The sequence below is a fragment of the Brevibacillus borstelensis genome, from assembly GCF_037834415.1.
Lineage (GTDB): Bacteria > Bacillota > Bacilli > Brevibacillales > Brevibacillaceae > Brevibacillus > Brevibacillus borstelensis_A.
Window position 1 is genome coordinate 134,213 of record NZ_JAUMSJ010000001.1, and the last position, 21,749, is coordinate 155,961.

Here is a 21,749-nt window from a genome sequence, read left to right on the forward strand (position 1 = left end):
AGTGTCCATTCCCCGATCAGAAGGCGATGGGGAATGGAATGAATTTACGTAAATAAGGTTTTGCGATGCTTGCGGATGGCGTAAACAACGAGCGCGACAATCGTGACGATATACGGCACCATTTTGATGAACTGGCTCGGGATTACGTTGCCCGGTGTCGTTTCGATAATCATGGTCATCGCCGTCGCCAGCGCAAACACGGCGGAGCCGGCTAAAATTCCGAACGGGTTGCGATTGCCGAAGATCACGACGGCAAGCGCCAAAAATCCGGTACCGGCGGTCATGTCACGAACGAACATGCTGGTCATCCCCATCGAGAGATAAGACCCTGCCAAGCCGGCGAAAAAGCCGCTCCACACGAGAGCCGAGTACTGGATCCGCACGACCGAAATCCCGAGAGAGCGAGCCGCGCTCGGTTCTTCCCCGGTCGCCCGCAAATGGGTTCCGTAAGGCGTGTGATACAAAAGGAAGTAGCAAAAAACAACGGCGAGGATGGAAATCCAGACCATCAAGTTATGCCCGCTCAACAATTTCCCGATGAAGGGGATTTGATCGAGGAAGGGAATAACGATATTCGGAATCGAGACAGGATGTTCCGGTACATAGTTTCCGTGGGAATCGTACAAAATGCTCATCATCAATACCGTGATGCCGGCACCGAAAATGTTGACGGCAAATCCGGTGACGATGATGTCCACGTTCATTTTCAGCGAAAAGAAGGCCATCGCGTAGCTGACCACCATCGCAGCAAGCACGCCGGCGGCAATCCCGATGATCCAGCTGCCTGTGGCAGAGCCTGCCGCGATCGACGTAAAGGCGGATACCAGCATAAGTCCCTCGATGCCGATGTTGATTACACCGGCGCGGTCAGTCATCAGACCGCCCAGAGCCCCGAGCAGAATAGGGGGCATCATCCGCAGAAGGATGACAAACAGCGTCAGGTTAATGGTTTGTTCCCACAGACTACTTAGCAACGCGCTCACCTCCACGGGACGACATCAGTTTGCGCTGTTTCAGGTAAGCGAAGATCGCTTGGGAAGAGACAAAAATCACCAGCAAGGCTTGAATAATGATCGCCAAGTCTCGCGGCACGTCGCTGTTCGCCTGCATGATCTGGCCGCCCACCTGCAAATACGCATAGAAGAAGGCCGACAGCAATACTGCGATAGGGTGGTTGCGAGCCAAAAGCGAGACGATGATTCCGTCAAATCCGAGACCGGCAGAAAAGTTGTCTTTCAGTGTACCGTGAAGGCCAATGACTTCGACGGTGCCACCCAGACCGGCCAGAGCGCCGCTGATGACGATGCTGAGGATCAGCACTTTTTTCGGTTTGATGCCGCCGTACTCCGCAAACAGCGGGTTTTTCCCTACTGTGCGAAGCTCATAGCCTGTTTTTGTCTTGTACAGCAGCAGGTAAACCGCCAGAGCTGCCAGCAAGGCAAGCAGGAAGCCCGCGTGTGTGGGGAATCCGTCAAAAATGGGACCCAAACGAGCGCTCTCCTGGATAAAGGGGAGCCGGGCAAAGCCGCCGCTGTCAGGCGCCTTGAACACGTAGTTCAGCAAATAGGAAACAAACAGCGTGGCGATAAAGTTGAACATCAATGTGGAAACGATCTCGTCCGCTTTAAAATAGGCCTTTAACAAGCCGGGCAAAAAGCCGTACAGGGCTCCGCCGATGAGCGCCGCCAAAATGACGAGCGGGATGTGAACCCAAGGAGACATTTCCGGCAAATAGACGGCCGCCAAAGCTCCGGTCAACGCGCCGATGTACAGCTGACCTTCCGCCCCCATGCTGAACACGCCGCTTTGAAAGACGACGACGATCGCAAGGCCGGTGAACACGAGAGGAATCATCCGGTTGAGAATCGAACCGAAGCTGAACAGGGTCGTGAACGGTTCGATCAACAGTGCTTGCAGCGCGGCGACAGGCTCATCGCTCACGAGAAAAATAACGAGGATACCGATAACCAGCGCCGCGACAATAGCCAATAAAATACCGAGGAGATCGAGGTATACTGCACTTCGCTGATTCATGTGGCGCTCGCCCTCTTTTCTTGCTTTTTGACACCCAACATGTAAAAGCCGATTTCTTCTTCTGTCAGGCTCTCTGAATTTTCCAAAATAACAGCCAGCTCTCCGTTGTAGAGAACCCCGATCCGGTCGCTTAAGCTCATCACTTCCGACAGCTCGGCAGATACGAGCAGAACCGCCGCGCCTTCATCGCGCTTTTTGACGATCTCCTTGTGAATGAACTCGATGGAGCCGATGTCGACACCGCGCGTCGGTTGGGCGGCGATCAGCAGCTTGGGATTTTTGGAAATCTCGCGAGCGACGACAATTTTTTGGATGTTTCCGCCTGACAGTGCCCCCGCCAGCGTATCGCGGCTCTGGGTACGAATATCAAATTCCTGGATCAGCTTGTCTGCATGCTCATTGATTTTCTTTTGATTGAGAAAGAGACCGCGTCGAAACGATTTGTCACGATACAAATCCAGGATCAAATTTTCCTTGATAGAGGAAGTCAGGCAGGCACCTCTGGTCTGTCGATCTTCAGGAATGTGACCAATCCCGATGTTGCGAATTTCTTCGATGCTCTTTCCTGCCAATTCTTCGTTGATAAAAGTAATGCGGCCCTTGAAGTTTTTACGGAAGCCTGTTATGACTTCGATCAACTCGGTCTGGCCGTTTCCTTCCACACCGGCGATACCGAAGATTTCACCAGCTCGCACCTGGAAGGAAATATCGTTCAGCACTTGCTTGCCCGTTTCGGATACATAAATGACCTGTTCCAGTGAGAGAACGGTCTCTTTGGGCTTGGCGGGCTGCTTTTCGACCCGCAATAGAACATCTCGTCCTACCATCAAGCGAGAAATCTCTTCTTTTGAGGTTTCGGAGGTATTCAGAGTAGAGATGGTTTTTCCTGCACGCAAAACCGTGATTCGGTCGGAAATTTCCATGACTTCATTCAGCTTGTGCGTGATAAAGATGATCGTATAGCCTTGCGACACCAGCTTTTTCAAAGATTGGAACAGTTCATCCGTTTCCTGAGGGGTGAGGACCGCGGTCGGCTCATCGAGGATGATGAGCCGCGCTCCACGGTACAGAACCTTCAAGATTTCTACGCGCTGCTTCAGGCCTACGGAAATGTTCTCTACTTTGGCATGCGGATCGACCTTGAGGCCGAACTCCTGAATCAGACGTTCCGTTTCCGCGATGGCCCTCTGATGGTCAGACAGGACGCCCTTCGTCGGCTCGGAGCCGAGCACGATATTTTGCGCGACAGTAAAGGAGGGGACCAGCATGAAATGCTGGTGCACCATCCCGATTTCGTATTTGATCGCATCTTTGGGACTCATCAGAACGACTTTCTCGCCCCGGTAAAAAATATCTCCTTCGGTCGGGCTCTCAAGACCGAACAAAATCTTCATCAACGTCGATTTTCCTGCACCGTTTTCGCCTACAAGTGCATGGATTTCGCCTTGTCGGACGGAGAATGAAACGCCTTGATTGGCTCTTGTGCCATTCGGATACACCTTGTGTATATTGCGCATTTCCAGCAGGTCAGCCATGGCGTACCTCCTCATTAATCTTGGTTAATCTTGATTTCTCCGCTCACGACTTTTACTTGAAGCTCTTCCATCTTATCGCGGATTGCTTGCGGCACATGCTCGTTGTACAGATCGTCTTTCGCCAGGCCTACACCGTCTTCGTAGATGCCGAGAGACTCGTTTTGACCGAACGGCAGGTCGCCTTTTTTGTACAGGTCAATAGCGCGGTAGATCGAGTTTCCTACGTTTTTCAGCATCGAGGTAAGTACGTGACCCGGTTGCACCATGTTTTGGTTGCTGTTGACGCCGATTGCATACTTGCCGGATTCTTTAGCCGCTTCCAGACCGCCGATACCTGCAGGTCCAGCTACGGTGAAGATGATGTCGACGTTCTGGGAGTTGTATTGGGCCAAGGACAGCTCTTTGCCTTTTGGTGCGTTGTTGAAGTCGCCGACAAAGGAAGAGATGACTTTCACTTCAGGATCGATGAACTTCGCGCCTTGCTCGTAACCGGCTTTGAAGTCGTTGATGATCGGAATGTCCATACCGCCGAGGAAGCCGATGGTTTTATCCGGGTTCGCCGATTTCAAATCTTTGCTGGTCGTCACCATTGCGGCAAAGGCGCCAGCAAGGAAGGAGCCCTCGCGTTGGTTGTACTTCACAGAGTAGATGTTTGGCACGTCTGAAATGGTTTCGTCAAAGTAGATGAACTTTTGCTCGGGATAACGCTTGGCCAGTTCGATCGTTGTCTCTTTCATCTGGCTTGTCCCAACGACGATAACCTCGTATTTTTTGCTTGCGACCATGGATTCCAGACCGGTTGGCCAGTCGGATTGGTTCGCACCGCCCTGAACGGTTTTTACTTCGATGTCCAGCTCTTTTTCAGCCTTGTCGAGCCCTTCCTTGGCGGAGTCGAAGAAACCGCTGTCTCCGAGGTTTCCGCTTACGTAGTAGCCGACAGACAGTTTCTTTTCTGCCGATGCGTCCTTTTTGGCATCGCCTTTGCTTGCTTCACTAGGCTTCGCAGCGTTGTCAGCGCCGGAACCTCCGCCGCAGCCAGTCAAGGCCATGGACAGAACCAAAAGACTTGCTCCAATTTTTCCTAACAGACTTTTCTTCATTGTTGTTTCCCCCATTTTTTATATGAAAAGTAGTGAAACCGAAACCGATAAGAATCATTCCGGCTGCATGAGCTGCAGCGCAAACGCTTTCACTTCGTCCAGCGTCGGCATCCCGGCCTGCGCGCCAAAACGGGTAACGGCGAGAGCCGATACTTTTCCGGCAAAGCGGACGGCCTTGTCCAGTTCATAGCCAATCGACAGCCCGTAGCCAAGGCCGGCGTTGAAAGCGTCGCCGGCGCCGGTCGTGTCCATGACCTGCACATGATGGGCCGGGACGGATACCAGATGTTTTCCCGCCTCCTTGTACACAGACCCTGCGGAGCCAAGCGTGGTGACCACGCAGCGGGGCCCCATTTCAAGGAGGGCATCGATTGCTTTTTCGAGCCCGTCTCCATAGGGGTCGATACCGGTGAGCAGGTAAAGCTCGGAGCGGTTTGGCGTCATGTAGTCGACAGACTTCAACAGGGCTTCAGGAAGCTTTTGGGCGGGAGCGGGATTCAAAATGACGGTTTTTCCGTGACGCTTGGCCAGCTCCGCCGAAGCGACCACCGTCTCCAGCGGTATCTCCAGCTGAAGGAGGACGAGATCGGCAGCTGCGATCGTCTCCTCAAGCCCTTCGATATTCTCGGGCAGACAGTGTGCGTTTGCTCCTGGAACGACGACGATGTGATTGTCATCGTGAGCAATCATAATAGAAGCAAGACCAGTAGGAGCATCGTTGGTCTTGGTGACCCTCTTGGTGACGACCTGGTTGGCTGAAAGCGAGTGCGTCAGCGCCCCTCCGAATGCGTCATCGCCAACCATGCCGACCATGACCGTGTGGGCTCCGAGCCTGGAAGCGGCTACGGCCTGATTCCCGCCTTTGCCGCCGGGAATGAAGTGAGCCCTGGTGCCTGAAATAGTCTCTCCCACTTGTGGAAAACGGGGAGCTTCGACGACGATATCCATATTCAGGCTCCCGATGACCACAATGTTTGGTTGTCTCATGGTGTTTTCATGTCCTTTCTCGTAGAGCCTCTTGCGATCAATTCCACATCGAATTCATAGATTTGATTGTCAACAGCCACTCCCTCGATTTTTTGAATCAATAAGCGGGTTGACAGCGCTCCCATGTCGTAAATCGGCTGAGAGATCGTCGTCAGTTCCGGCTCGGTAATCACTGTCAGCTCGATGCCGTCAAAGCCGCACAGGGCGACTTGATCGGGAACGGACAGGCCCATTTGCTGCAATTTTTTCAAGGCTCCAAGCGCCATCAGGTCGTTGCCGGCAAAGATGCCGTCTACGTCGGGATGACGGGCCAGCAGCTGCTCGACAGCCTCCATTCCTCCGTTGATCCGGAAGTGGCCGGGGACCATCAGGCTAGGGGTAAACCACTCAAAATGACGGACGGAGTCCTCGTAGCCCAGCAATCTCTCTTTTCCTGTCGCCGTTTCCTGCGGTCCGTAGATATGGGCGATTTTTTTGCACCCGATCTGAAGCAGATGGCGGACAGCCATGGTCGCTCCCTCGTAATTCTTGGAGCGGACGACATAACAGGAGGCTTTGGAAGGAGCACGATCGAGAATAACCAGTGGAATGCCGGCTTCGTTCATGGCGCTGATATCGGCCGCCTTCAATGAATGCGTGGCAAACAGTATTCCGTCAACATACCGTTTTTTCAGCACGTTGATGTACGTTTGCTCTTTGCCGGAATCGTTGTCGGAGTTGCAGATGAGTACGGTATACCCGTACAAGCGCGCGGCGTCTTCCACTGCGCGGGCCAGCTCGGAAAAAAACGGGTTGGAAATATCGGGCATGATGAGTGCGATCGTTTCCGTTTTTTTGCTGGCCAAGCCTCTCGCCACTTTGTTCGGTTCGTAGTTCAACATTTTGATGGCCTGCTGCACGGCCTGTTCCGTTTCCTTGTTGACGTAACCGTTCTTGTTGATGACACGGGAGACAGTTGCTACCGAGACACCGGCGAGCTTAGCCACATCTCTAATCGTTGCCAATCAGCACCATCCTTTTTGCAATCGGTGAGAAGAAAACCGATTACATGTTGATGAATAGGGTGAAAACCTAGATTTTTCAGGCATTCATGCGTGATTCTGATCATTGTGTGTAACCGGTTACACATCGGATAGGTCTAATAGTAAGCGATGAAGGATAATCTTGTCAAACCTAAGATTCTGAATTTTTTGTTTCTATTATTTAGAAAATTTATGCAATCATTTCTCTTGCGGAAAGGCAAAAACGGGCGAATGCAAAGGAAACGAAGGAACGGGGAGCGAAAATGGAAAGAATGAGAAACAGCTGATCAGAAAGCGGGGAAATTACGCAATGAATATCGTTGTTGTCGGCAGTCTGAATATGGATCTCGTCTCGCATGTCCCTCACTTGCCAAAAGCGGGGGAAACGATTGCGAGCACCTCGTTTCAAACCATCCCGGGGGGAAAGGGGGCCAATCAGGCTGTAGCCGCGGCGCGTCTGGGCGCTGCTGTTCACATGATCGGGCGGGTGGGCAGCGATACGTACGGGGATATGCTGCTCGGAAGCTTGGCCGATTCCCGCGTTCACATGGAAGGGATCGTACGGGAAGGGACGACGGGGATGGCCTTGATCAACGTCAGTGCCAGCGGAGAGAACAATATCGTGCTCGTTCCCGGCGCCAATGGCATGATGGGGACAGAAGACATCGATCGGCACAGGCGGCTGCTGGAGGCCTGCGACATCCTCCTGGTTCAGTTGGAAATTCCGCTGGAAGTCGTCGAATACGCGGTCAAAAAGGTGCATGAGTTGGGCAAAACGGCAGTTCTGAATCCGGCTCCTGCCCGTTCGCTGTCGCCTTCGTTTTTGCGGCATGTCGATACGATCACTCCCAATGAAACCGAGCTTGAGCTTTTGGCGGGCATGCCGGTGGAGACGCTGTCTCAAATGGAAGCGGCGGCGAGGGCATTGCTCGGACAAGGGCCGAAGCGAGTCGTTGTGACGATGGGAGAGAAGGGGGCGCTTATCGTCAACGCGGAAGGTGCAAAACACGTCCCCTCCCTGAAGGTCCAGGCGGTGGATACGACGGCTGCAGGGGACTCTTTTACCGCTGCCTTTGCAGTCGGCATGGCGAAAGGAATGACTGACGAGGAGGCGGCCAAATTCGCCAGCAGGGTAGCCGCGATCGTGGTAACCAGGCATGGAGCGCAGCCATCTCTGCCGACTCTCGCGGAGGTAGAGAGACATCAAATCGAATGAGCGGGAGAGAAGGACAGGAAGCGGCTGCAAGCGGTCCAAGAAAGAAGCCGAGAAAAGTCTCGGTCGATGCGCAAGGGAACAGCTGCAGCCAGGTCTATGTACATGACAGGCAGCGAGTCAGGCCTGTTTATCCAGCAGCTCCATTACCCAGCGGCACCAGCTCAATTCCTCGCGCATGCTGCTGACTCCCCTGCTCAAGAGGATGTACTCCCCAAAATAAGGCGATCCGTGGTCTTCAGGCATGCCGTCGCAAGCGAGCTTCAGTTCTTCCAAAAAAGTCTCAAACATGCTCAATTGCTCCAGGCAATGCGCTTCTCTTTCTTCAAACAGCTTGCGAGCAGTGGGCCGATCTGTCAGCCAAAGGCAGTACGCTTTGAGAAACAGCTCGTCGCGCAGGACGGGCTCGGCAGTAGACTGCGTCAGCCATTCCCGCAGAGCGATTCGCCCTTTTTCGGTTATGGAATACACTTTCTTGTCAGGCCGATCAGTCTGCGGAACTCGCGTAAATTCCAAGTAGCCCTCCTGCTCCATCTTGGCCAGCAAGGGATAGATTTGGCTGTGTTTGGCCTGCCAAAACGGCTGCAGTTGGAGCATCAGGTCATATCCGGAGCTGGGAGTGCGCGCCACCAGTCCAAGCAATCCATACGCCAGCGTGTTCAAAGGTGTACCCTCCTGATAACTATTCATAGCGTAATTATATAGACAGAGGACAGGGGTTTCAACAGACGTTTTGCACTGTTTTTCGCCCCTGTTTTTCTTAGTGTCTCGCCAGTTGCTACTAGTAATGTGCGCCAATCATTCGCCTTCTATTTTCGCTCCTGTGTCGCCATGGAAAACGATGCATCATTGTCGGGATAGTCGGATTGAAACTGACTGCAGGGACAGAAGCGGATCGGACGGGATGCATTTCCCGGAAGCAGCAAGGTTTTCCCGGTCAGTAAAAAAAGTTTCCGCAACGTTCCGAAACTGTTTACAAAACGTGTCATACACGATATATTTACCTAGATTGGTATGAGCAAATAGACATATTGTGAGAAGATGACCGAATGAAAACGATGATAAATCTGGAATCAATTGAAAAGCATTTTTCCGGTTCTGTCGTGGTTCCGCCGCTCTCCCTTTCCATTCAGGAAGGGGAATTTCTAACGCTTTTGGGACCGAGCGGCTGCGGTAAGACGACACTGCTCCGGATGATTGCCGGCTTTGAACAGCCGACCTCGGGGGAGATTTACCTGGACGGCAAGGAGCTGACCAGCATTCCTCCCTATCAACGCGACATGAACATGGTCTTCCAGCAATACGCCTTGTTTCCGCACATGAATGTCGAGCAGAACATTCTGTTTGGCCTGAAGATGAAGAAGGTAGCCGCAGAGGAGCAGCAGCGGAGGCTGGAGGAAGTGCTGCAGTACACACAGCTCGTTGAACTGCGCAAGCGCACGCCGAAGCAGCTCTCCGGAGGGCAGCAGCAGCGGGTGGCAATCGCCCGGGCGATCGTAAACAACCCGAAGGTGCTGCTGCTTGACGAGCCGCTTGGCGCACTTGATTACCAGCTGAGAAAAAGCTTGCAGCTTGAGCTGAAAAATTTGCAGAAAAATTTGGGCATTACATTTATTTACGTCACGCACGACCAGGAAGAGGCGATGGCGATGTCCGACCGAATCGCTGTCATGAACAAAGGGCGGATCGAACAAATCGCCACGCCGGCGGAAATATACAATCATCCCAAGACGCTGTTTGTCGCTACTTTTATCGGTGAAAACAATATTTTCCGGAGCGGAAATTCCTGCTTTGCGGTCAGACCGGAAAAAGTCAAGATCTATTCGAAAGAGGCCGAGCAGGACAAGCACCGCAAGAGAGGCACTGTCACCGATATGGTGTTTCTCGGCAACATGAGCAAGCTGTTCATTCGCCTTGACAGCGAGGAGATGACGGTACTGGCTCATGAGTACGCGACAGAGAGCCGGAGCTGGCAGGCAGGGGACCATGTGGCGATCGGGTGGTCGCAGGCAGACGAGGTGATGCTCGCTTGAAAAACGGAAAGCAGTTGAAGATTTTGGCGCTGCCGGCTTTCGTTTGGCTGGGGGCGCTCTTCGTCTTGCCGATGTTGATGATCACTGCGCTGTCTTTTATGAAGCGCGGCACCTACGGGCAGGTTGTCTATGAGTTTACGCTGAGCAACTACGCCCGGATGGTCGACCCGCTTTACATCCAGATTTTTTTTGACACCTTTCTCGTGGCGGTCCTGACAACGGCGATTTCTCTCGTGTGCGCCTACCCGATGGCCTATTACATTTCCCGCATGGAGCGGTCCGCTCAAAAAATTTGGCTGCTGCTCGTCATGATTCCGTTTTGGATCAACTTCTTGGTTCGTTCCTACGCCTGGGTCATCATTCTGCGGTCGCAGGGAGTGATCAACTCGCTCTTGCTTTCGGCAGGATTGATTCACGAGCCTTTGCCGCTTTTGTACAATTTCGGCTCCGTGATGGTAGGGATGGTGTACACGCTGCTGCCGTTCATGGTCCTGCCGATTTACGTTTCGCTGGAGCAGCTGGACCGGCGGAAGCTGGAAGCCGCCTACGATTTGGGCGCGACGCCGTGGAAGACGTTTTGGCACGTCACCCTTCCCTTGACCAAATCGGGTGTCATGACCGGTTCGATTCTGGTGTTCGTCTCCTCGATCGGGATGTTCGTCGTACCGGATGTGATGGGCGGAGCGAAGTCTGCGCTGATGGGAAACGTCATTCAAAATCAGTTCCTGTCGGCACGTGACTGGCCGTTTGGTTCTGCTCTTTCCATCGTCCTGATGCTGCTGTCCATGGTGTTGATCTACCTCTACTACCGGGCGGTCAATGCCGCCGAGGCAAAGGAGGGGACAGCATGAAAGCGCTGCGACACCGCACAATGGCCGGCTATTCCTGGGCCATGCTCGTCTTTTTATACTTGCCGATCGCCGTATTGATGCTGTATTCGTTTAACGACTCGCGGATCAATGCCGTCTGGTCGGGCTTTACCTGGAAATGGTACGTTTCCCTGTTTGACAACAGGCAGGTTATGGAGGCTTTGTGGAACAGCCTGAGCATCGCCCTGATCAGCAGTGTGCTGGCGACCTTGTTTGGAACTGCTGCTGCGCTTGCGATGAAGCATTACTCGCTCAGATGGAGAAGCGTGTTCAACGGGTTGACCTACTTGCCCATCGTCATCCCGGAAATCATGATGGGGCTGTCTCTGCTGGTCTTGTTCAGCCAGATTCACCTCGAGCTGGGGAAATTGACGCTCATCATGGCTCACGTCACCTTCAGCCTGCCTTACGTGATCGTCATCATCAACACGCGGCTGGCCGATATGGGCAAGGAGCTGGAAGAAGCGGCGCAGGATTTGGGCGCGACGGCGTGGGAGACCTTGCGCCACATCACGCTGCCATTGATTTCGCCCAGCATTATCGCCGGGTTTCTGATGTCCTTTACCTTGTCGCTGGACGATTTTGTCATCTCGTTTTTCGTCGCCGGTCCCAACTCGACGACCTTGCCGCTGTACATCTACGGACTGGTCAAACGCGGCGTATCTCCCGAGGTCAATGCCCTGTCGACGCTTTTGATCGTGTTTACGGTTCTGCTCGTCATTGTGGCGGAGCTGTTCCGCCGCAAAGATTCCAAGTCGCTCACTTTTTAAGTGGACATACACCCAAACAAAAGACTGGAGGTTGAAAAAGAAAGATGAAAAAGTGGAAATCCCTGATGATTGGCGCCATGGCCGCCGCTCTTGCGCTTACTGCCGCAGGCTGTTCTTCTTCGAGCCAGGAGGAGCAGGTGCTCAATATTTACAGCTGGGCGGACAACTTCAACCCTGACGTGATCAAGGACTTTGAACAGAAGTTCAACGTCAAGGTAAACTACGACATGTACGGCAGCAACGAAGAAATGCTGGCGAAAATCCAGGCGGGCGCCTCCGGCTACGACCTGATCCAGCCGTCGGATTACATGGTAGCCACCATGATCAAGCTGGGGCTTCTAGAAGAGTTGAACAAGGAAAATATCCCGAACGAGAAAAATATTGTCTCGACCTTCCAAACGCCACCGTTCGATCCGGGCAACAAGCATTCGCTCGTGTACACCTGGGGCATTACCGGAATCGCGTACAACAAAAAGTACGTGAAAGGCGAAATCACCAGCTGGCAGGATCTGTGGAATCCGGAGTACAAGGGCCGCGTCATCATGCTGAACGACCCGCGCGAGGTCATGGGCGTCGGGCTGATCAAAAACGGGTTTTCCAACAGCACCAAGGATAAAGGCGAGCTGGAAAAAGCGTATGCGGATTTAAAAACGCTTTTGCCGAGCGTCGTCGCGTTTGACACGGACAACATCAAGCAAAAAATGATCGCGGAGGAAGCGTGGATCGGCACAGTCTGGTCCGGCGACGCGGCGATCATCAACGGCGAGAATCCGGACGTCGAATACGTCGTTCCGAAAGAGGGCGCTACGATCTGGGCCGACACCCTGGCGATTCCGAAAGGAGCCAAGCACAAGGAACTGGCGGAGAAATTCATCAACTACCTGATGGACCCGGAAGTAAGCGTGAAAAACTACGAGTGGATCGGCTACAGCAATCCGAATGAAAAGGCGTATCCGCTGCACAGCGAAGAGTATCGGGCGAACAAGATGATCTTCCTGGATAAAGAGGACATGGCACGCGCCGAGTGGCTCGTCGACGTAGGGGATACTCTGCAGGAGTACGACCGCTACTGGACAGAAATGAAGAGCGGCCGCTAAGAAGCGAGAGGCTGATCTTGCAGGATCATAGATGAGGTTTGACAGAGAGCAGTCGGGCGGGAAACTTGGGTTTTCTCTCCGGCTGCTTTTTTGTTTTTTCGCGCGGAGATAAAATGTGGCAAATAGATGTTGTTTTCTGTATTTTCTGGATATTTCACCCCCGCTGTGCGATAGTGAAGAAGGGTGATAAAAAATGGAAATGTCATTGCAGAAAGTAACGGGGTTTGTAGAAGCAAACGGCACGTCATTTTACTATGAAGCATGCGGCGCGGGAGAGGCTTTGCTCTTGATTCACGGTCTTAATCTGGATACCCGGATGTGGAGCGAGCAGCTTGCGGCTTTTTCCGAGCGCTATCGCGTCATCAGCTTTGACCTGCGAGGCATGGGCCGGACACCGAATTCGGAAGGGCCGTTTACCCTGTACGACGATGCCAGAGCCGTGCTGCAAGGACTGGGGATAGCGGAAGCCCATGTAATCGGCCACTCCTTTGGAAGCGTAGTCGCACAGGAGCTTGTTCTGGCCTATCCGGAGATGGTGAAAAGCCTTGTACTCGTATCTCCGACTTTGACAGGGTATCCGCGGTCTGAGCGAAGGATGCAGGATTTTGCCCGTTTTGTGGAAATGTATGAGACAGGTACAAAGGAAGAGACTGTGGAAATGTCGGCCCGGATGTGGTTTGACGGGCCTGGGCAAGAGACTCGGGAAGAAAGCCTTGCAGCGAGGGCGAACTACGTGCGGATGACAGCGCACGCCTACGATTTGCCCCAGCTGAAAAACCAGCCGGCCTGGCTTTCGCCTCCGCCGATTGAACGGCTGGAAGAGATTGAGGTGCCTGCGCTGGTGATCGCCGGGCAGAAGGATTATGACGACTTTCAAAAAATGGCGGACACACTGGCGGAGCGTATGGCAAACGCGGAGAAAGTCCTTCTTCCAGACTCGGCCCATCTCCCGCCGATGGATCAGCCAGCTGAATGTAACCGGCTCGTCCTGGCGTTTTTGGACCGAGTGGGACGAAAATAGGCGGTGCTGCAGTCCATTTGCACCTTTTCATGCTGGCTGGAAAAGCATGCAGTCATACTTTGACCCGGTTGGCGATCAAAAAGTCGATAAACGTCTTCGTGATACCGTTGATTGTCGCATCTTTATGATAAATCAGCTCAAAATTTCGATTGATATGCGGCAGGCTCAGCACTTCGACTTCCTTCAGGTCTGCCGCAGCCACATCCTCCTGAATCGAAAAGCGAGGCAAAAAGGCGATTCCCAGTTTTTGCTTCACCATGCGCTTGACCACCTCGATATTGTCCGCTTCCATCACCACGTTGTTCTCCAGCTGATAATGGCTGAATGCTCCGTTGATCAGCGTCCAGTCCAAAGACCCCCTGTTAAACAAAATCAGCTTTTCCCGCGATACGTCTTCGAGGGTGACCTGGGTTTTGTTCTGAAACGGGTGGTCCGGGTGGACAGCCAGCACCATTTCGTCCGGCATCAGCTGGACCCGTTTGATTTGCGAATGATTGACGGCGCGGGCGATCCCGAACGACACCTCATGGCGCAGAACCATCTCCAGCACCTGATGGGAGTGACCCGTGAAAATTGTCAGCTTGATCTTGGGATAGAGCTGCGTAAACTTGTCCACCAGCTCCGGCAGGATGTAGAACGCGGCCACGAACACAGCGGAGACGACCAGTTCGCCCTCCAGACGGCCGTAAGAACGCTGGATCGCCATCTGCCCGTCCTGCAGCGACTGCAGCACGCTTTTTGCGTAAGGCAGAAAGACATCCCCCTCCCGCGTAAGGAAAACGGAATTGCCGGAACGCTGGAACAGCTTGCAGCCCAGCGTGTTTTCCAGGGCTTTGATCCGCATGCTGACGGTCGGCTGAGACAAGTACAAAAGATCGGCCGTCTTGCTAAAGCTGCCGGTCAGCGCGACAAAAATAAAGGCTTCGATTTGCTCCGCATTCATGTTGGACTCCTTATTGAAAAAGTTGATAACGCGTATGGCATTATTCTATTGGATTCGCGTAAAAAAATACATTACTTTGAAAGGAAGGACGGCTGTTCGCCGCATACAGGCAGGTGCCAGCCTGCAAAAAGGAGGACAACAGATAGATGAGCGTGGCTTATTTTAACGGAAAATTTGTCGGTTCAAACGATCCGGTCGTTCCGATAGATGAGAGAGGGCATCAATTTGGCGATGGTGTCTACGAGGTTATAAGAATCTATAATAACAAGCCGTTCATGCTGGAGGAGCACCTCGACCGGCTGTATATGAGCGCGGAAGCAATCGCGCTGGCGTTTGATCAGAGCCGCGAGAGCTTCAAGGAGATCATCTTCCAGTTGATCGAGCGAAGCGGTCTGGACAATCTGGACGTCTACCTGCAAATTACCCGAGGCTTGGCCCCGCGCAACCACCTCTTCCCCGATGCGCCCGTTTCGATCTCGATGACCGCCAAGCCGTTCCGCAGCATCCCGGCGGAATTTCGGGAGAGAGGGGCGAAAGCAATTTTGCATCCGGACGAACGCTGGATGAATTGCTACATCAAATCGCTCAACCTTTTGCCGAATCTTTTGGCGAAGCAGGAGGCGCACAAGGCAGGCTGCCTGGAGGCGATCCTCCACCGGGACGGAAAGCTCACGGAAGGAACCAGCTCCAACGTGTTTGTGATCAAGGATTCCCGCATCCGGACGACCCCGCTGTCCCGCCATATTCTCGCGGGCATTACGCGAATGGCTGTTCAGCGAATCGCGCAGGCGGCCGCAATCCCTTTTGAGGAAAGGCATGTGGCGATCGAAGAGCTGTATGAGGCCGATGAAGTGTTCATCACCAGCACGACCTCCGAGGTCATGCCGATCGTCCAGGTCGGGGAAAAGCTCATCGGAGACGGACAGCCGGGGCAGCTGACCCGCTTGCTCCAACGCCATTTCCAAGCGTTGACGACAGCGGTCACCGCCGACGCTTAACAGCGAATGCAGCCCGGATAAAGGATCGCGAATAGTGTTTGCTACAACAATGTGAAAGGAACGAAAGCTGATGAATATCGTAGATTTTCACTGTGATGCCCTTTACAAGATGTGGAAAAGCAAGGAACCGCTTTCTTACATGGATTCGGCTGAGCTGCATACCAATCTGGAGCGGTTGAAGCAGGGAGAGGTAAAGCTGCAATGCTTTGCCCTGTACGTGCCGCCGCAATTGAAATCCGAGCAGCAATTTCAAGCAGTGCTCGACCAGATCGACTGCTTTTACCAGGACGTCCTGACGCATCCCGAGATGAAGCAGATCAAGAAATGGGCCGACCTCGACACCCTGGGGGACGGCGAGATCGGAGCGATGCTGACGCTGGAGGGCGTGGATGCGATTGGAAATGATTTGAAAAAGCTGCGAATCCTGTTCCAACTCGGCGTGCGCTCTGTCGGCCTGACCTGGAATTTTGCCAATCTGGCCGCCGATGGCGCTTTGGAGAAGAGAAATGCCGGCTTGACTTCGTTTGGCAAGGAGATCGTCCGCCTGAACAACGAGCACAAGGTGCTGACCGATGTCTCCCATCTCTGTGAACAGAGCTTTTGGGACGTCATGGAGCTGGCTGACTATCCGATCGCCAGCCACTCCAACGCCAGGGCGATTTGCGACCATCCCCGCAACCTGTACGATGAGCAGGCCAAGGCGATGTTTGACAAGGGCGGGATGATCCATATCGTCTACTACCCGTATTTTGTCAAACAAGGCGGACAAGCGACAATCGACGACTTGATCCGGCATATCGACCATTTTTGCTCGCTTGGCGGTGTTCGCCAGCTCGGCCTTGGCTCCGATTTTGACGGGATCGGCAGCTTTGTGGAGGGGCTGGAGCATGCAGGGATGATCGACAACCTGCTCAACGAACTATTGAAGCGCTATTCAGAAAGCGAAGTGCGGGGCTTTGCCAGCGAGAACTTCCTGCGGAATCGCCCGCGTTAACGAAGAGCAGACAGAGGGGCTTTGGATATGAATCGTATAAAAATCCGCGATCGCGGCATCGTCATCGGAAAGCTGCCGACCGGCAGGAAAAATTGTTTGACGGACGTGGAGGGTGTCCTGGTCGGGCATGTCACGCTGGATTATCCGTTGGAGTCGGGCGAAGGGGAATACGTCTGTACAGGAGTGACCGCGATCCTTCCGCACGGCGGAAGCCTCTTTCGCGAAAAGGTGACAGCGGCAAGCTGCGTGTTCAACGGCTTCGGGAAGACGACCGGATTGGTCCAGGTAAATGAGCTGGGCGTTCTGGAGTCGCCGATCATGCTGACCAATACGTTTTCCGTACCGGCCGTCACGCAGGGGACGCTCAACTACATGCTGGAGCAGAACAGCGAAATCGGCGACACTACGGGAACGATCAACATCGTCGTGGGAGAGTGCAACGATGGCCATCTCAATTCGATCAGGGCTTGCGCGGTAAAGCCGGAGCATGCGCTCGAAGCGATCCGGCGGGCGTCGGCGGAGCAAGCGGAGGAGGGGGCCGTGGGCGCCGGAAAAGGGATGGTCTGCTTCGGACACAAAGGCGGTATCGGAACCTCCTCGCGGCTCATCCAGACGGAAGAAGCGACGTACACAGTGGGCGTGCTCGTGTTGAGCAATTTCGGGAAGCCCGAAGACTTTCAGGCTGAAAAGTACGAGTGGCTCCGCTCGTCAGCCGCCCGGGCGCTGGACAACCCGCCGGACGGATCGATCATCATCGTGCTGGGCACGGACGCGCCGTTCAGCGACCGCCAGCTGCTCCGCGTGGCCAAGCGGACGGGCATCGGGCTGGGACGGACGGGCAGCCATTACAGCCACGGAAGCGGCGACATTTGCATCGCCTTTTCGACAGCGCATAAAATTCCCCATGCCTCGGATCGGATGACGGAAGCGAGGACCCAGCTTCGCGAGGACCACCCGGTCATGAATCAACTGTTCGCCGCAGCCAGTGAAGCGGCGGAGGAAGCGATCCTCAATTCGCTCTCTCAGGCCGCGACGACAACAGGGAGAGCCGGTCGGACCATTTATGCGTACCCGTTTGCGGAACAGGAGGAATAGCGGTGAGCGCAGGACAGTGGTCGCCTTTTGAGGAGTACATGTACCGCAAAATGGAGGAGGAGAGAATCATTGGGGCAGCGGTTGCCGTTTCCCGGCACGGGGAGCTGCTGTTTCAAAAAGGCTTCGGGGTGCGAAATCTGGAAACGAAGGAACCGGTCACGCCGGATACGGTATTTGGCATCGCGTCCGTGACGAAGTCCTTCACGGCGATGGCTGTCATGCAGCTTGCGGAGGAAGGGAAGCTGTCTATCGAAGATCCGGTCAACGCCTATCTGCCGGAATTCTCCCTCGGGTCACTCCAGGACCCGGCCAGCGTCCGCATTCATCACCTGCTGAGTCATACGACCGGCCTTGCTCCGGTTCGCCGCAGAGAGGAGTTGTGCAAGCTGTCGGACCATCTGGAGTACCTTTCCGAAGAACGGCACGAGCTGCTGGGCAGACCGGGAGAGTATTTCAGCTATTGCAACGACACGTTTTTGCTGCTCGGGCTGATTGTAGAGAGAGTGACGGGGCGTCTGTTCCGCAGGCATGTGACGAGCCGGCTGCTGGACCCTTTGGAGATAAACCGCTCTACCTTTAGTCTGGAAGAGGTGAGCCGGCTGCCGGACGTCTCTGTTCCCTATGTCAAGGAGGCCGGCGGCAATGGCTGGAAGCAAGCGGATTGGCCGCTGCTGGGGAATTATGAGGTAGGGGGAGGCATCCGCTCCAATGTCCATGATTTGCTCAAATACGGCCAGCTCTACGTAAATGGAGGACGTTGCCGGAAGGAGAGCATCGTCAGCGAGGCTTCGCTCAGACGGATGCGGCATCCGGTCCACAAGGTCGGAAGAAACACATACTACGGGTACGCGCTGAAGTCTACGCCCGGCTGGGAAGGGCGGACGCTTGTCGAGCATGGGGGCTCGCAGCCGGGGGTCTCGTCACACTTCGGATTTGTGCCCGAGGAGGGGATTGTTGCCGTCGTCCTGACCAATGTAGCGGATGTCCCGGTGCGGGATTTGTGGCTCGCGGCCGTCAACAGCGCGCTGGACCTTCCGTTGGAGTGGCGGGCGAAGGAGCCGGATTACGAGGCATCCGCCGAAGAGCTGGAGCGCTTTGTCGGCTTCTATTCGTGCGTGGAAGGCGGCAGCGTCCGCATATCCTTTGTTGGCGGCGCGCTGCAAGCGGATATTGCCGGCGGGCAGTTCACGCTTCGGGCGAGTGACAGCCATACGCTGGTTACCCTGAAAGGCGAGATGCCCCTGCCGTTTTTCTGGAAGGATGGGGAAAAAGCGTGGGCTGTGCTTCTGGGCTCCCGGATGCTGACGAGAAAGGAATAGAATTTCGCTCGGGCCTTTTCCCGCGCGGAGAAAAACCTCTTTGGAGGGCAGATGCAGGCACTACTCGCCTGTTACCGCTCTTTGAAGAGGTTTCTTGCATGTAGCTTTGTCGTTCGCTATAATAAGAACAAATGTTCCTGTTTGGTGGTGACATCATGAGACGCGAATTGGAGCGCTATTGCAAGCGGCAGCAGACGGTCGATCTGATCTACCAAAGCCGCACCGGAGAGACGACCAAGCGGGCCGTAAAAATTATTGCGATAAACGGAGACCGGGTAAAAGCGTACTGCTACGCCCGACGAGCTTGCCGGGTGTTTTGCATTGCCAACATCCTGGCAGTCGCACCTCGCGGGCAGCGGGCAGCGGGCCTGTGAGTCCGACTTTCTCTCCGCAGAAGCCATGTATGGGCGCTGTCATCCGTGTGCAGCATGTATTGTATATGGTATGGTGAATATGACTACATTCATTTCAGGAGGCCAGCGTGATGATTAAACAAATCGCTACAGTAGCAGTTTACGTGGAGGACCAGGCGAAGGCTCGTGAATTTTGGACCGAGAAGGTGGGATTTGTCGTACATCGCGACGACCCGATGACGCCCAATGCCTCCTGGCTGGAAGTCGGTCCGAAGGGGGCCGAGTCGCATCTCGTCATCTACCCCAAAGCCATGATGCCCGGGTCTGAGCAGATGAAGGCCTCGATCGTGTTCGTATGTGAGGACATCGACAAAACCTATCAGGAGATGAGCCAGAGGGGCGTAATCTTTTTGGAGGAGCCGAAGAAAATGGCCTGGGGCAGCTTCGCCCGTTTCAAGGATACAGACGGAAACGAGTTTCTGTTGAAAGGTTGAAATTTCCTGCTGCCTCTATCGTTCTGTGTTTTGCGGCAGCAAGGTTGAATGCGGGCATTTTGTGAACCGGGCCCGCATCTCGTGCTATACTGTTCGTACACGCAGAAAATAACAGAACGGAGGGAGAGCGATGGGAATGGCAGTCTTTATTGGGGTGCTTGCCGCATTTGTGGTGTTCATCGGATTAATGTCGCAAGCCTTTAAGAAAGAGGGCCGCGGAAGGCGTCATTCCTCTGGAGGAGACTCAGGCGGCTCCTCGTCGTTTTACAATGACAACGACAGAACCCGCAATTCCGACAGCTCCTGGGGAGACGGAGGATCCGGCGACAGCGGCGGCGGAGATGGTGGCGGCGGTGGCGGCGATTAGGCCAGGGAAAAAAATTCGGGCCGCCGATGGAAGCTGCCAGCTATCCGTGTTACAATGATTGGGAAATAATGACGTACGGATCGGGGAACCGGTCTGAAAGGAGAGATGTTTTATGGTATGTATGATGATTGCCGAGAAGAGTATTGCAGCAAGGGTCACAGGAAAGATCCTCCTTTCAGTCGGGCAGTAGCCGTTCTTTAAGTGAGGATTTCCTGTGGCCGGTTTTGAAAGATATTCATATAAAACCGAATGCAGGAGGAATCCGCACGTGAACCAATATCTAAAGACTTTGGGCTGGAACGATTTTTTTGCCGGCCATTTTTCCCCTTTTATCGAACAAGGATGGGAAGTAGGGCGTATTGCTCTCGAACATAAACGGCTGTATCGAATTTTAACCGAGCACGGCGAGCTGTTGGGCGAGGTATCTGGGAAGCTGCGGTATGAAGCCACAGGCAGAGAAGACTACCCCGCTGTAGGCGACTGGGTGGTCATCAGCGCCCGGCCGCATGAACAAAAGGCGACCATTCACGCCATCCTGCCGCGAAAAAGCAAGTTTTCCCGAAAAGCGGCGGGCGAAGCCGTCGAAGAACAAATTGTCGCCACCAACGTCGATACCGTTTTTCTGGTGAACGCATTAAACAACGATTACAATTTGCGCCGCTTGGAACGGTACCTGATTTTAGCCTGGGAGAGCGGAGCCACTCCGGTCATTATCCTGAGCAAATCCGATCTGTGCGATGACCTGGAGGACAAGATCGCCGAGGTAGAATCAGTGGCGGTCGGCGTGCCTGTCCATGCGATCAGCTCGGAGCAGGGCGAAGGGCTTGAGGCCCTGACGCCGTATGTGGCGGAAGGGAAGACAGTCGCTCTTCTCGGGTCTTCCGGTGTCGGCAAGTCTACCTTGATCAACCGCCTTTCTGGACGGAATGTCCAGCTCGTCAAGGAAGTTCGCGAGGGAGATGACCGCGGGCGGCATACGACGACGCATCGCGAGCTGTTTCAGCTCCCGGGCGGCGGCCTGATGATCGACACGCCGGGGATGCGTGAGCTGCAGTTCTGGGAGGGCGACGAAGGCTTTCGCGATGCCTTTGATGACATCGAGACGCTGGCCGCCCAGTGCCGCTTCAGCGATTGCCTGCACGCCAAGGAGCCGGGCTGTGCGATCCGGCTGGCGATCGAAGAGGGGAGACTGGATCATTCCCGTTTTGACAGCTATCGAAAATTGCAGCGGGAGCTGGCGCATCAAGCCCGCAAAGAGGATGCCAGAATGCGGGCAGCCGAAAAAGACAAATGGAAAAAGATCAACATGGCTCTTCGGCAAACGAAGCCGAAACGGTAGCCGTCAGCCGTGTCGACGATGACTTTTGACTCGGTGCTTTTCATATCGGATCACATTCGCCCCTTTGCCTGGCAAGGGGTTTTTCTATGTCCGGCCGTCTTACTTTCATCGCGTGTTTGTGCATTTTCGGGATTCCAAAAAATACGCTTGCCCCTTTCATAGAGGA

22 protein-coding genes are annotated in these 21,749 nt (G+C 54.2%); 14 read left to right on the top strand and 8 right to left on the bottom strand.

What is annotated here, in order from left to right; genetic code table 11:
• Positions 1-44: 44 nt before the first annotated feature.
• The 6 genes from Q3F21_RS00605 to Q3F21_RS00630 are packed head-to-tail and all read right to left on the bottom strand — an operon-like array spanning position 45 to position 6,660.
• Positions 45-974, bottom strand: a complete 930-nt coding sequence (locus Q3F21_RS00605; RefSeq protein ID WP_340249065.1) for an ABC transporter permease — start codon at positions 972-974, stop codon at positions 45-47.
• Complete coding sequence (locus tag Q3F21_RS00610; protein WP_340249067.1) at positions 964-2,034, bottom strand: ABC transporter permease; 1,071 nt, start codon at positions 2,032-2,034, stop codon at positions 964-966. Before Q3F21_RS00610 ends, Q3F21_RS00605 begins: the two co-directional genes overlap by 11 nt.
• Entirely contained in the window at positions 2,031-3,569 is a 1,539-nt protein-coding gene (locus Q3F21_RS00615) for an ABC transporter ATP-binding protein (protein ID WP_340249069.1), read from the bottom strand. Before Q3F21_RS00615 ends, Q3F21_RS00610 begins: the two co-directional genes overlap by 4 nt.
• Positions 3,570-3,583: 14 nt before the next feature.
• Positions 3,584-4,669: a BMP family lipoprotein gene (locus Q3F21_RS00620; RefSeq protein WP_340249071.1), complete on the bottom strand. Its 1,086-nt coding sequence runs from the start codon at positions 4,667-4,669 to the stop codon at positions 3,584-3,586.
• A gap of 54 nt (positions 4,670-4,723) precedes the next feature.
• A complete protein-coding gene (gene rbsK / locus Q3F21_RS00625; RefSeq protein WP_340249074.1) occupies positions 4,724-5,656 on the bottom strand; it encodes a ribokinase in 933 nt (310 codons plus the stop codon).
• The gene (locus Q3F21_RS00630; protein ID WP_340249077.1) at positions 5,653-6,660 is read right to left on the bottom strand and encodes a LacI family DNA-binding transcriptional regulator; all 1,008 of its coding nucleotides are present in this window, start codon (positions 6,658-6,660) and stop codon (positions 5,653-5,655) included. The genes rbsK (Q3F21_RS00625) and Q3F21_RS00630 overlap by 4 nt, the downstream gene beginning before the upstream one ends.
• A gap of 328 nt (positions 6,661-6,988) precedes the next feature.
• Here Q3F21_RS00630 and rbsK (Q3F21_RS00635) point away from each other — a divergent pair, with 328 nt between their 5' ends.
• Positions 6,989-7,894: a ribokinase gene (gene rbsK / locus Q3F21_RS00635; RefSeq protein ID WP_340249079.1), complete on the top strand. Its 906-nt coding sequence runs from the start codon at positions 6,989-6,991 to the stop codon at positions 7,892-7,894.
• Between the two features lie 117 nt (positions 7,895-8,011).
• Here the strand turns inward: rbsK (Q3F21_RS00635) and Q3F21_RS00640 are convergent, their stop codons facing one another.
• Positions 8,012-8,554: a PadR family transcriptional regulator gene (locus Q3F21_RS00640; RefSeq protein ID WP_340249082.1), complete on the bottom strand. Its 543-nt coding sequence runs from the start codon at positions 8,552-8,554 to the stop codon at positions 8,012-8,014.
• Between the two features lie 386 nt (positions 8,555-8,940).
• Between Q3F21_RS00640 and Q3F21_RS00645 the strand changes: the two genes are divergently transcribed.
• The 5 genes from Q3F21_RS00645 to Q3F21_RS00665 all read left to right on the top strand — a co-directional run bounded on the left by Q3F21_RS00645 (position 8,941) and on the right by Q3F21_RS00665 (position 13,681).
• A complete protein-coding gene (locus tag Q3F21_RS00645; protein WP_340249085.1) occupies positions 8,941-9,924 on the top strand; it encodes an ABC transporter ATP-binding protein in 984 nt (327 codons plus the stop codon).
• The gene (locus tag Q3F21_RS00650; RefSeq protein WP_340249087.1) at positions 9,921-10,775 is read left to right on the top strand and encodes an ABC transporter permease; all 855 of its coding nucleotides are present in this window, start codon (positions 9,921-9,923) and stop codon (positions 10,773-10,775) included. The genes Q3F21_RS00645 and Q3F21_RS00650 overlap by 4 nt, the downstream gene beginning before the upstream one ends.
• On the top strand, positions 10,772-11,563 hold the full coding sequence (locus tag Q3F21_RS00655) for an ABC transporter permease (protein ID WP_340249090.1): 792 nt from the start codon (positions 10,772-10,774) through the stop codon (positions 11,561-11,563). The genes Q3F21_RS00650 and Q3F21_RS00655 overlap by 4 nt, the downstream gene beginning before the upstream one ends.
• Before the next feature lie 44 nt (positions 11,564-11,607).
• On the top strand, positions 11,608-12,660 hold the full coding sequence (locus tag Q3F21_RS00660) for a polyamine ABC transporter substrate-binding protein (RefSeq protein WP_425341199.1): 1,053 nt from the start codon (positions 11,608-11,610) through the stop codon (positions 12,658-12,660).
• 193 nt (positions 12,661-12,853) lie between these two features.
• Entirely contained in the window at positions 12,854-13,681 is an 828-nt protein-coding gene (locus tag Q3F21_RS00665; RefSeq protein WP_340249093.1) for an alpha/beta fold hydrolase, read from the top strand.
• 52 nt (positions 13,682-13,733) lie between these two features.
• Here the strand turns inward: Q3F21_RS00665 and Q3F21_RS00670 are convergent, their stop codons facing one another.
• On the bottom strand, positions 13,734-14,624 hold the full coding sequence (locus Q3F21_RS00670; protein ID WP_340249095.1) for a LysR family transcriptional regulator: 891 nt from the start codon (positions 14,622-14,624) through the stop codon (positions 13,734-13,736).
• A gap of 146 nt (positions 14,625-14,770) precedes the next feature.
• Here Q3F21_RS00670 and dat point away from each other — a divergent pair, with 146 nt between their 5' ends.
• The 8 genes from dat (at position 14,771) to rsgA (ending at position 21,583) form a co-directional block, all read left to right on the top strand.
• Complete coding sequence (gene dat, locus Q3F21_RS00675) at positions 14,771-15,622, top strand: D-amino-acid transaminase (RefSeq protein ID WP_340249098.1); 852 nt, start codon at positions 14,771-14,773, stop codon at positions 15,620-15,622.
• A gap of 70 nt (positions 15,623-15,692) precedes the next feature.
• Positions 15,693-16,616 carry a dipeptidase gene (locus Q3F21_RS00680; RefSeq protein ID WP_340249101.1) on the top strand — a complete coding sequence of 308 codons (924 nt, stop codon included), beginning with the start codon at positions 15,693-15,695 and terminating at the stop codon, positions 16,614-16,616.
• A gap of 27 nt (positions 16,617-16,643) precedes the next feature.
• Complete coding sequence (locus tag Q3F21_RS00685) at positions 16,644-17,711, top strand: P1 family peptidase (RefSeq protein ID WP_340249102.1); 1,068 nt, start codon at positions 16,644-16,646, stop codon at positions 17,709-17,711.
• Positions 17,712-17,713: 2 nt separating this feature from the next.
• Positions 17,714-19,030, top strand: a complete 1,317-nt coding sequence (locus tag Q3F21_RS00690) for a serine hydrolase domain-containing protein (protein ID WP_340249104.1) — start codon at positions 17,714-17,716, stop codon at positions 19,028-19,030.
• 155 nt (positions 19,031-19,185) lie between these two features.
• Positions 19,186-19,404 carry a WYL domain-containing protein gene (locus tag Q3F21_RS00695; RefSeq protein WP_340249106.1) on the top strand — a complete coding sequence of 73 codons (219 nt, stop codon included), beginning with the start codon at positions 19,186-19,188 and terminating at the stop codon, positions 19,402-19,404.
• Between the two features lie 110 nt (positions 19,405-19,514).
• Positions 19,515-19,877, top strand: a complete 363-nt coding sequence (locus Q3F21_RS00700) for a VOC family protein (protein ID WP_340249109.1) — start codon at positions 19,515-19,517, stop codon at positions 19,875-19,877.
• Positions 19,878-20,013: 136 nt separating this feature from the next.
• Complete coding sequence (locus Q3F21_RS00705) at positions 20,014-20,244, top strand: hypothetical protein (RefSeq protein ID WP_340249111.1); 231 nt, start codon at positions 20,014-20,016, stop codon at positions 20,242-20,244.
• Between the two features lie 268 nt (positions 20,245-20,512).
• Positions 20,513-21,583 carry a ribosome small subunit-dependent GTPase A gene (rsgA, locus tag Q3F21_RS00710; RefSeq protein ID WP_340249113.1) on the top strand — a complete coding sequence of 357 codons (1,071 nt, stop codon included), beginning with the start codon at positions 20,513-20,515 and terminating at the stop codon, positions 21,581-21,583.
• The last annotated feature ends 166 nt before the right edge of the window (positions 21,584-21,749 follow it).

Coding starts and splice junctions, on each gene's coding strand:
- rbsK (WP_340249079.1), top strand. CDS start 6,989: ATGAATATCGTTGTTGTCGGCAGTCTGAATATGGATCTCGTCTCGCAT.
- rbsK (WP_340249074.1), bottom strand. CDS start 5,656: ATGAGACAACCAAACATTGTGGTCATCGGGAGCCTGAATATGGATATC.
- Q3F21_RS00685 (WP_340249102.1), top strand. CDS start 16,644: ATGAATCGTATAAAAATCCGCGATCGCGGCATCGTCATCGGAAAGCTG.
- Q3F21_RS00660 (WP_425341199.1), top strand. CDS start 11,608: ATGAAAAAGTGGAAATCCCTGATGATTGGCGCCATGGCCGCCGCTCTT.
- Q3F21_RS00655 (WP_340249090.1), top strand. CDS start 10,772: ATGAAAGCGCTGCGACACCGCACAATGGCCGGCTATTCCTGGGCCATG.
- Q3F21_RS00705 (WP_340249111.1), top strand. CDS start 20,014: ATGGCAGTCTTTATTGGGGTGCTTGCCGCATTTGTGGTGTTCATCGGA.
- Q3F21_RS00695 (WP_340249106.1), top strand. CDS start 19,186: ATGAGACGCGAATTGGAGCGCTATTGCAAGCGGCAGCAGACGGTCGAT.
- Q3F21_RS00620 (WP_340249071.1), bottom strand. CDS start 4,669: ATGAAGAAAAGTCTGTTAGGAAAAATTGGAGCAAGTCTTTTGGTTCTG.
- Q3F21_RS00615 (WP_340249069.1), bottom strand. CDS start 3,569: ATGGCTGACCTGCTGGAAATGCGCAATATACACAAGGTGTATCCGAAT.
- Q3F21_RS00665 (WP_340249093.1), top strand. CDS start 12,854: ATGGAAATGTCATTGCAGAAAGTAACGGGGTTTGTAGAAGCAAACGGC.
- Q3F21_RS00645 (WP_340249085.1), top strand. CDS start 8,941: ATGAAAACGATGATAAATCTGGAATCAATTGAAAAGCATTTTTCCGGT.
- Q3F21_RS00610 (WP_340249067.1), bottom strand. CDS start 2,034: ATGAATCAGCGAAGTGCAGTATACCTCGATCTCCTCGGTATTTTATTG.
- Q3F21_RS00680 (WP_340249101.1), top strand. CDS start 15,693: ATGAATATCGTAGATTTTCACTGTGATGCCCTTTACAAGATGTGGAAA.
- Q3F21_RS00670 (WP_340249095.1), bottom strand. CDS start 14,624: ATGAATGCGGAGCAAATCGAAGCCTTTATTTTTGTCGCGCTGACCGGC.
- Q3F21_RS00700 (WP_340249109.1), top strand. CDS start 19,515: ATGATTAAACAAATCGCTACAGTAGCAGTTTACGTGGAGGACCAGGCG.
- dat (WP_340249098.1), top strand. CDS start 14,771: ATGAGCGTGGCTTATTTTAACGGAAAATTTGTCGGTTCAAACGATCCG.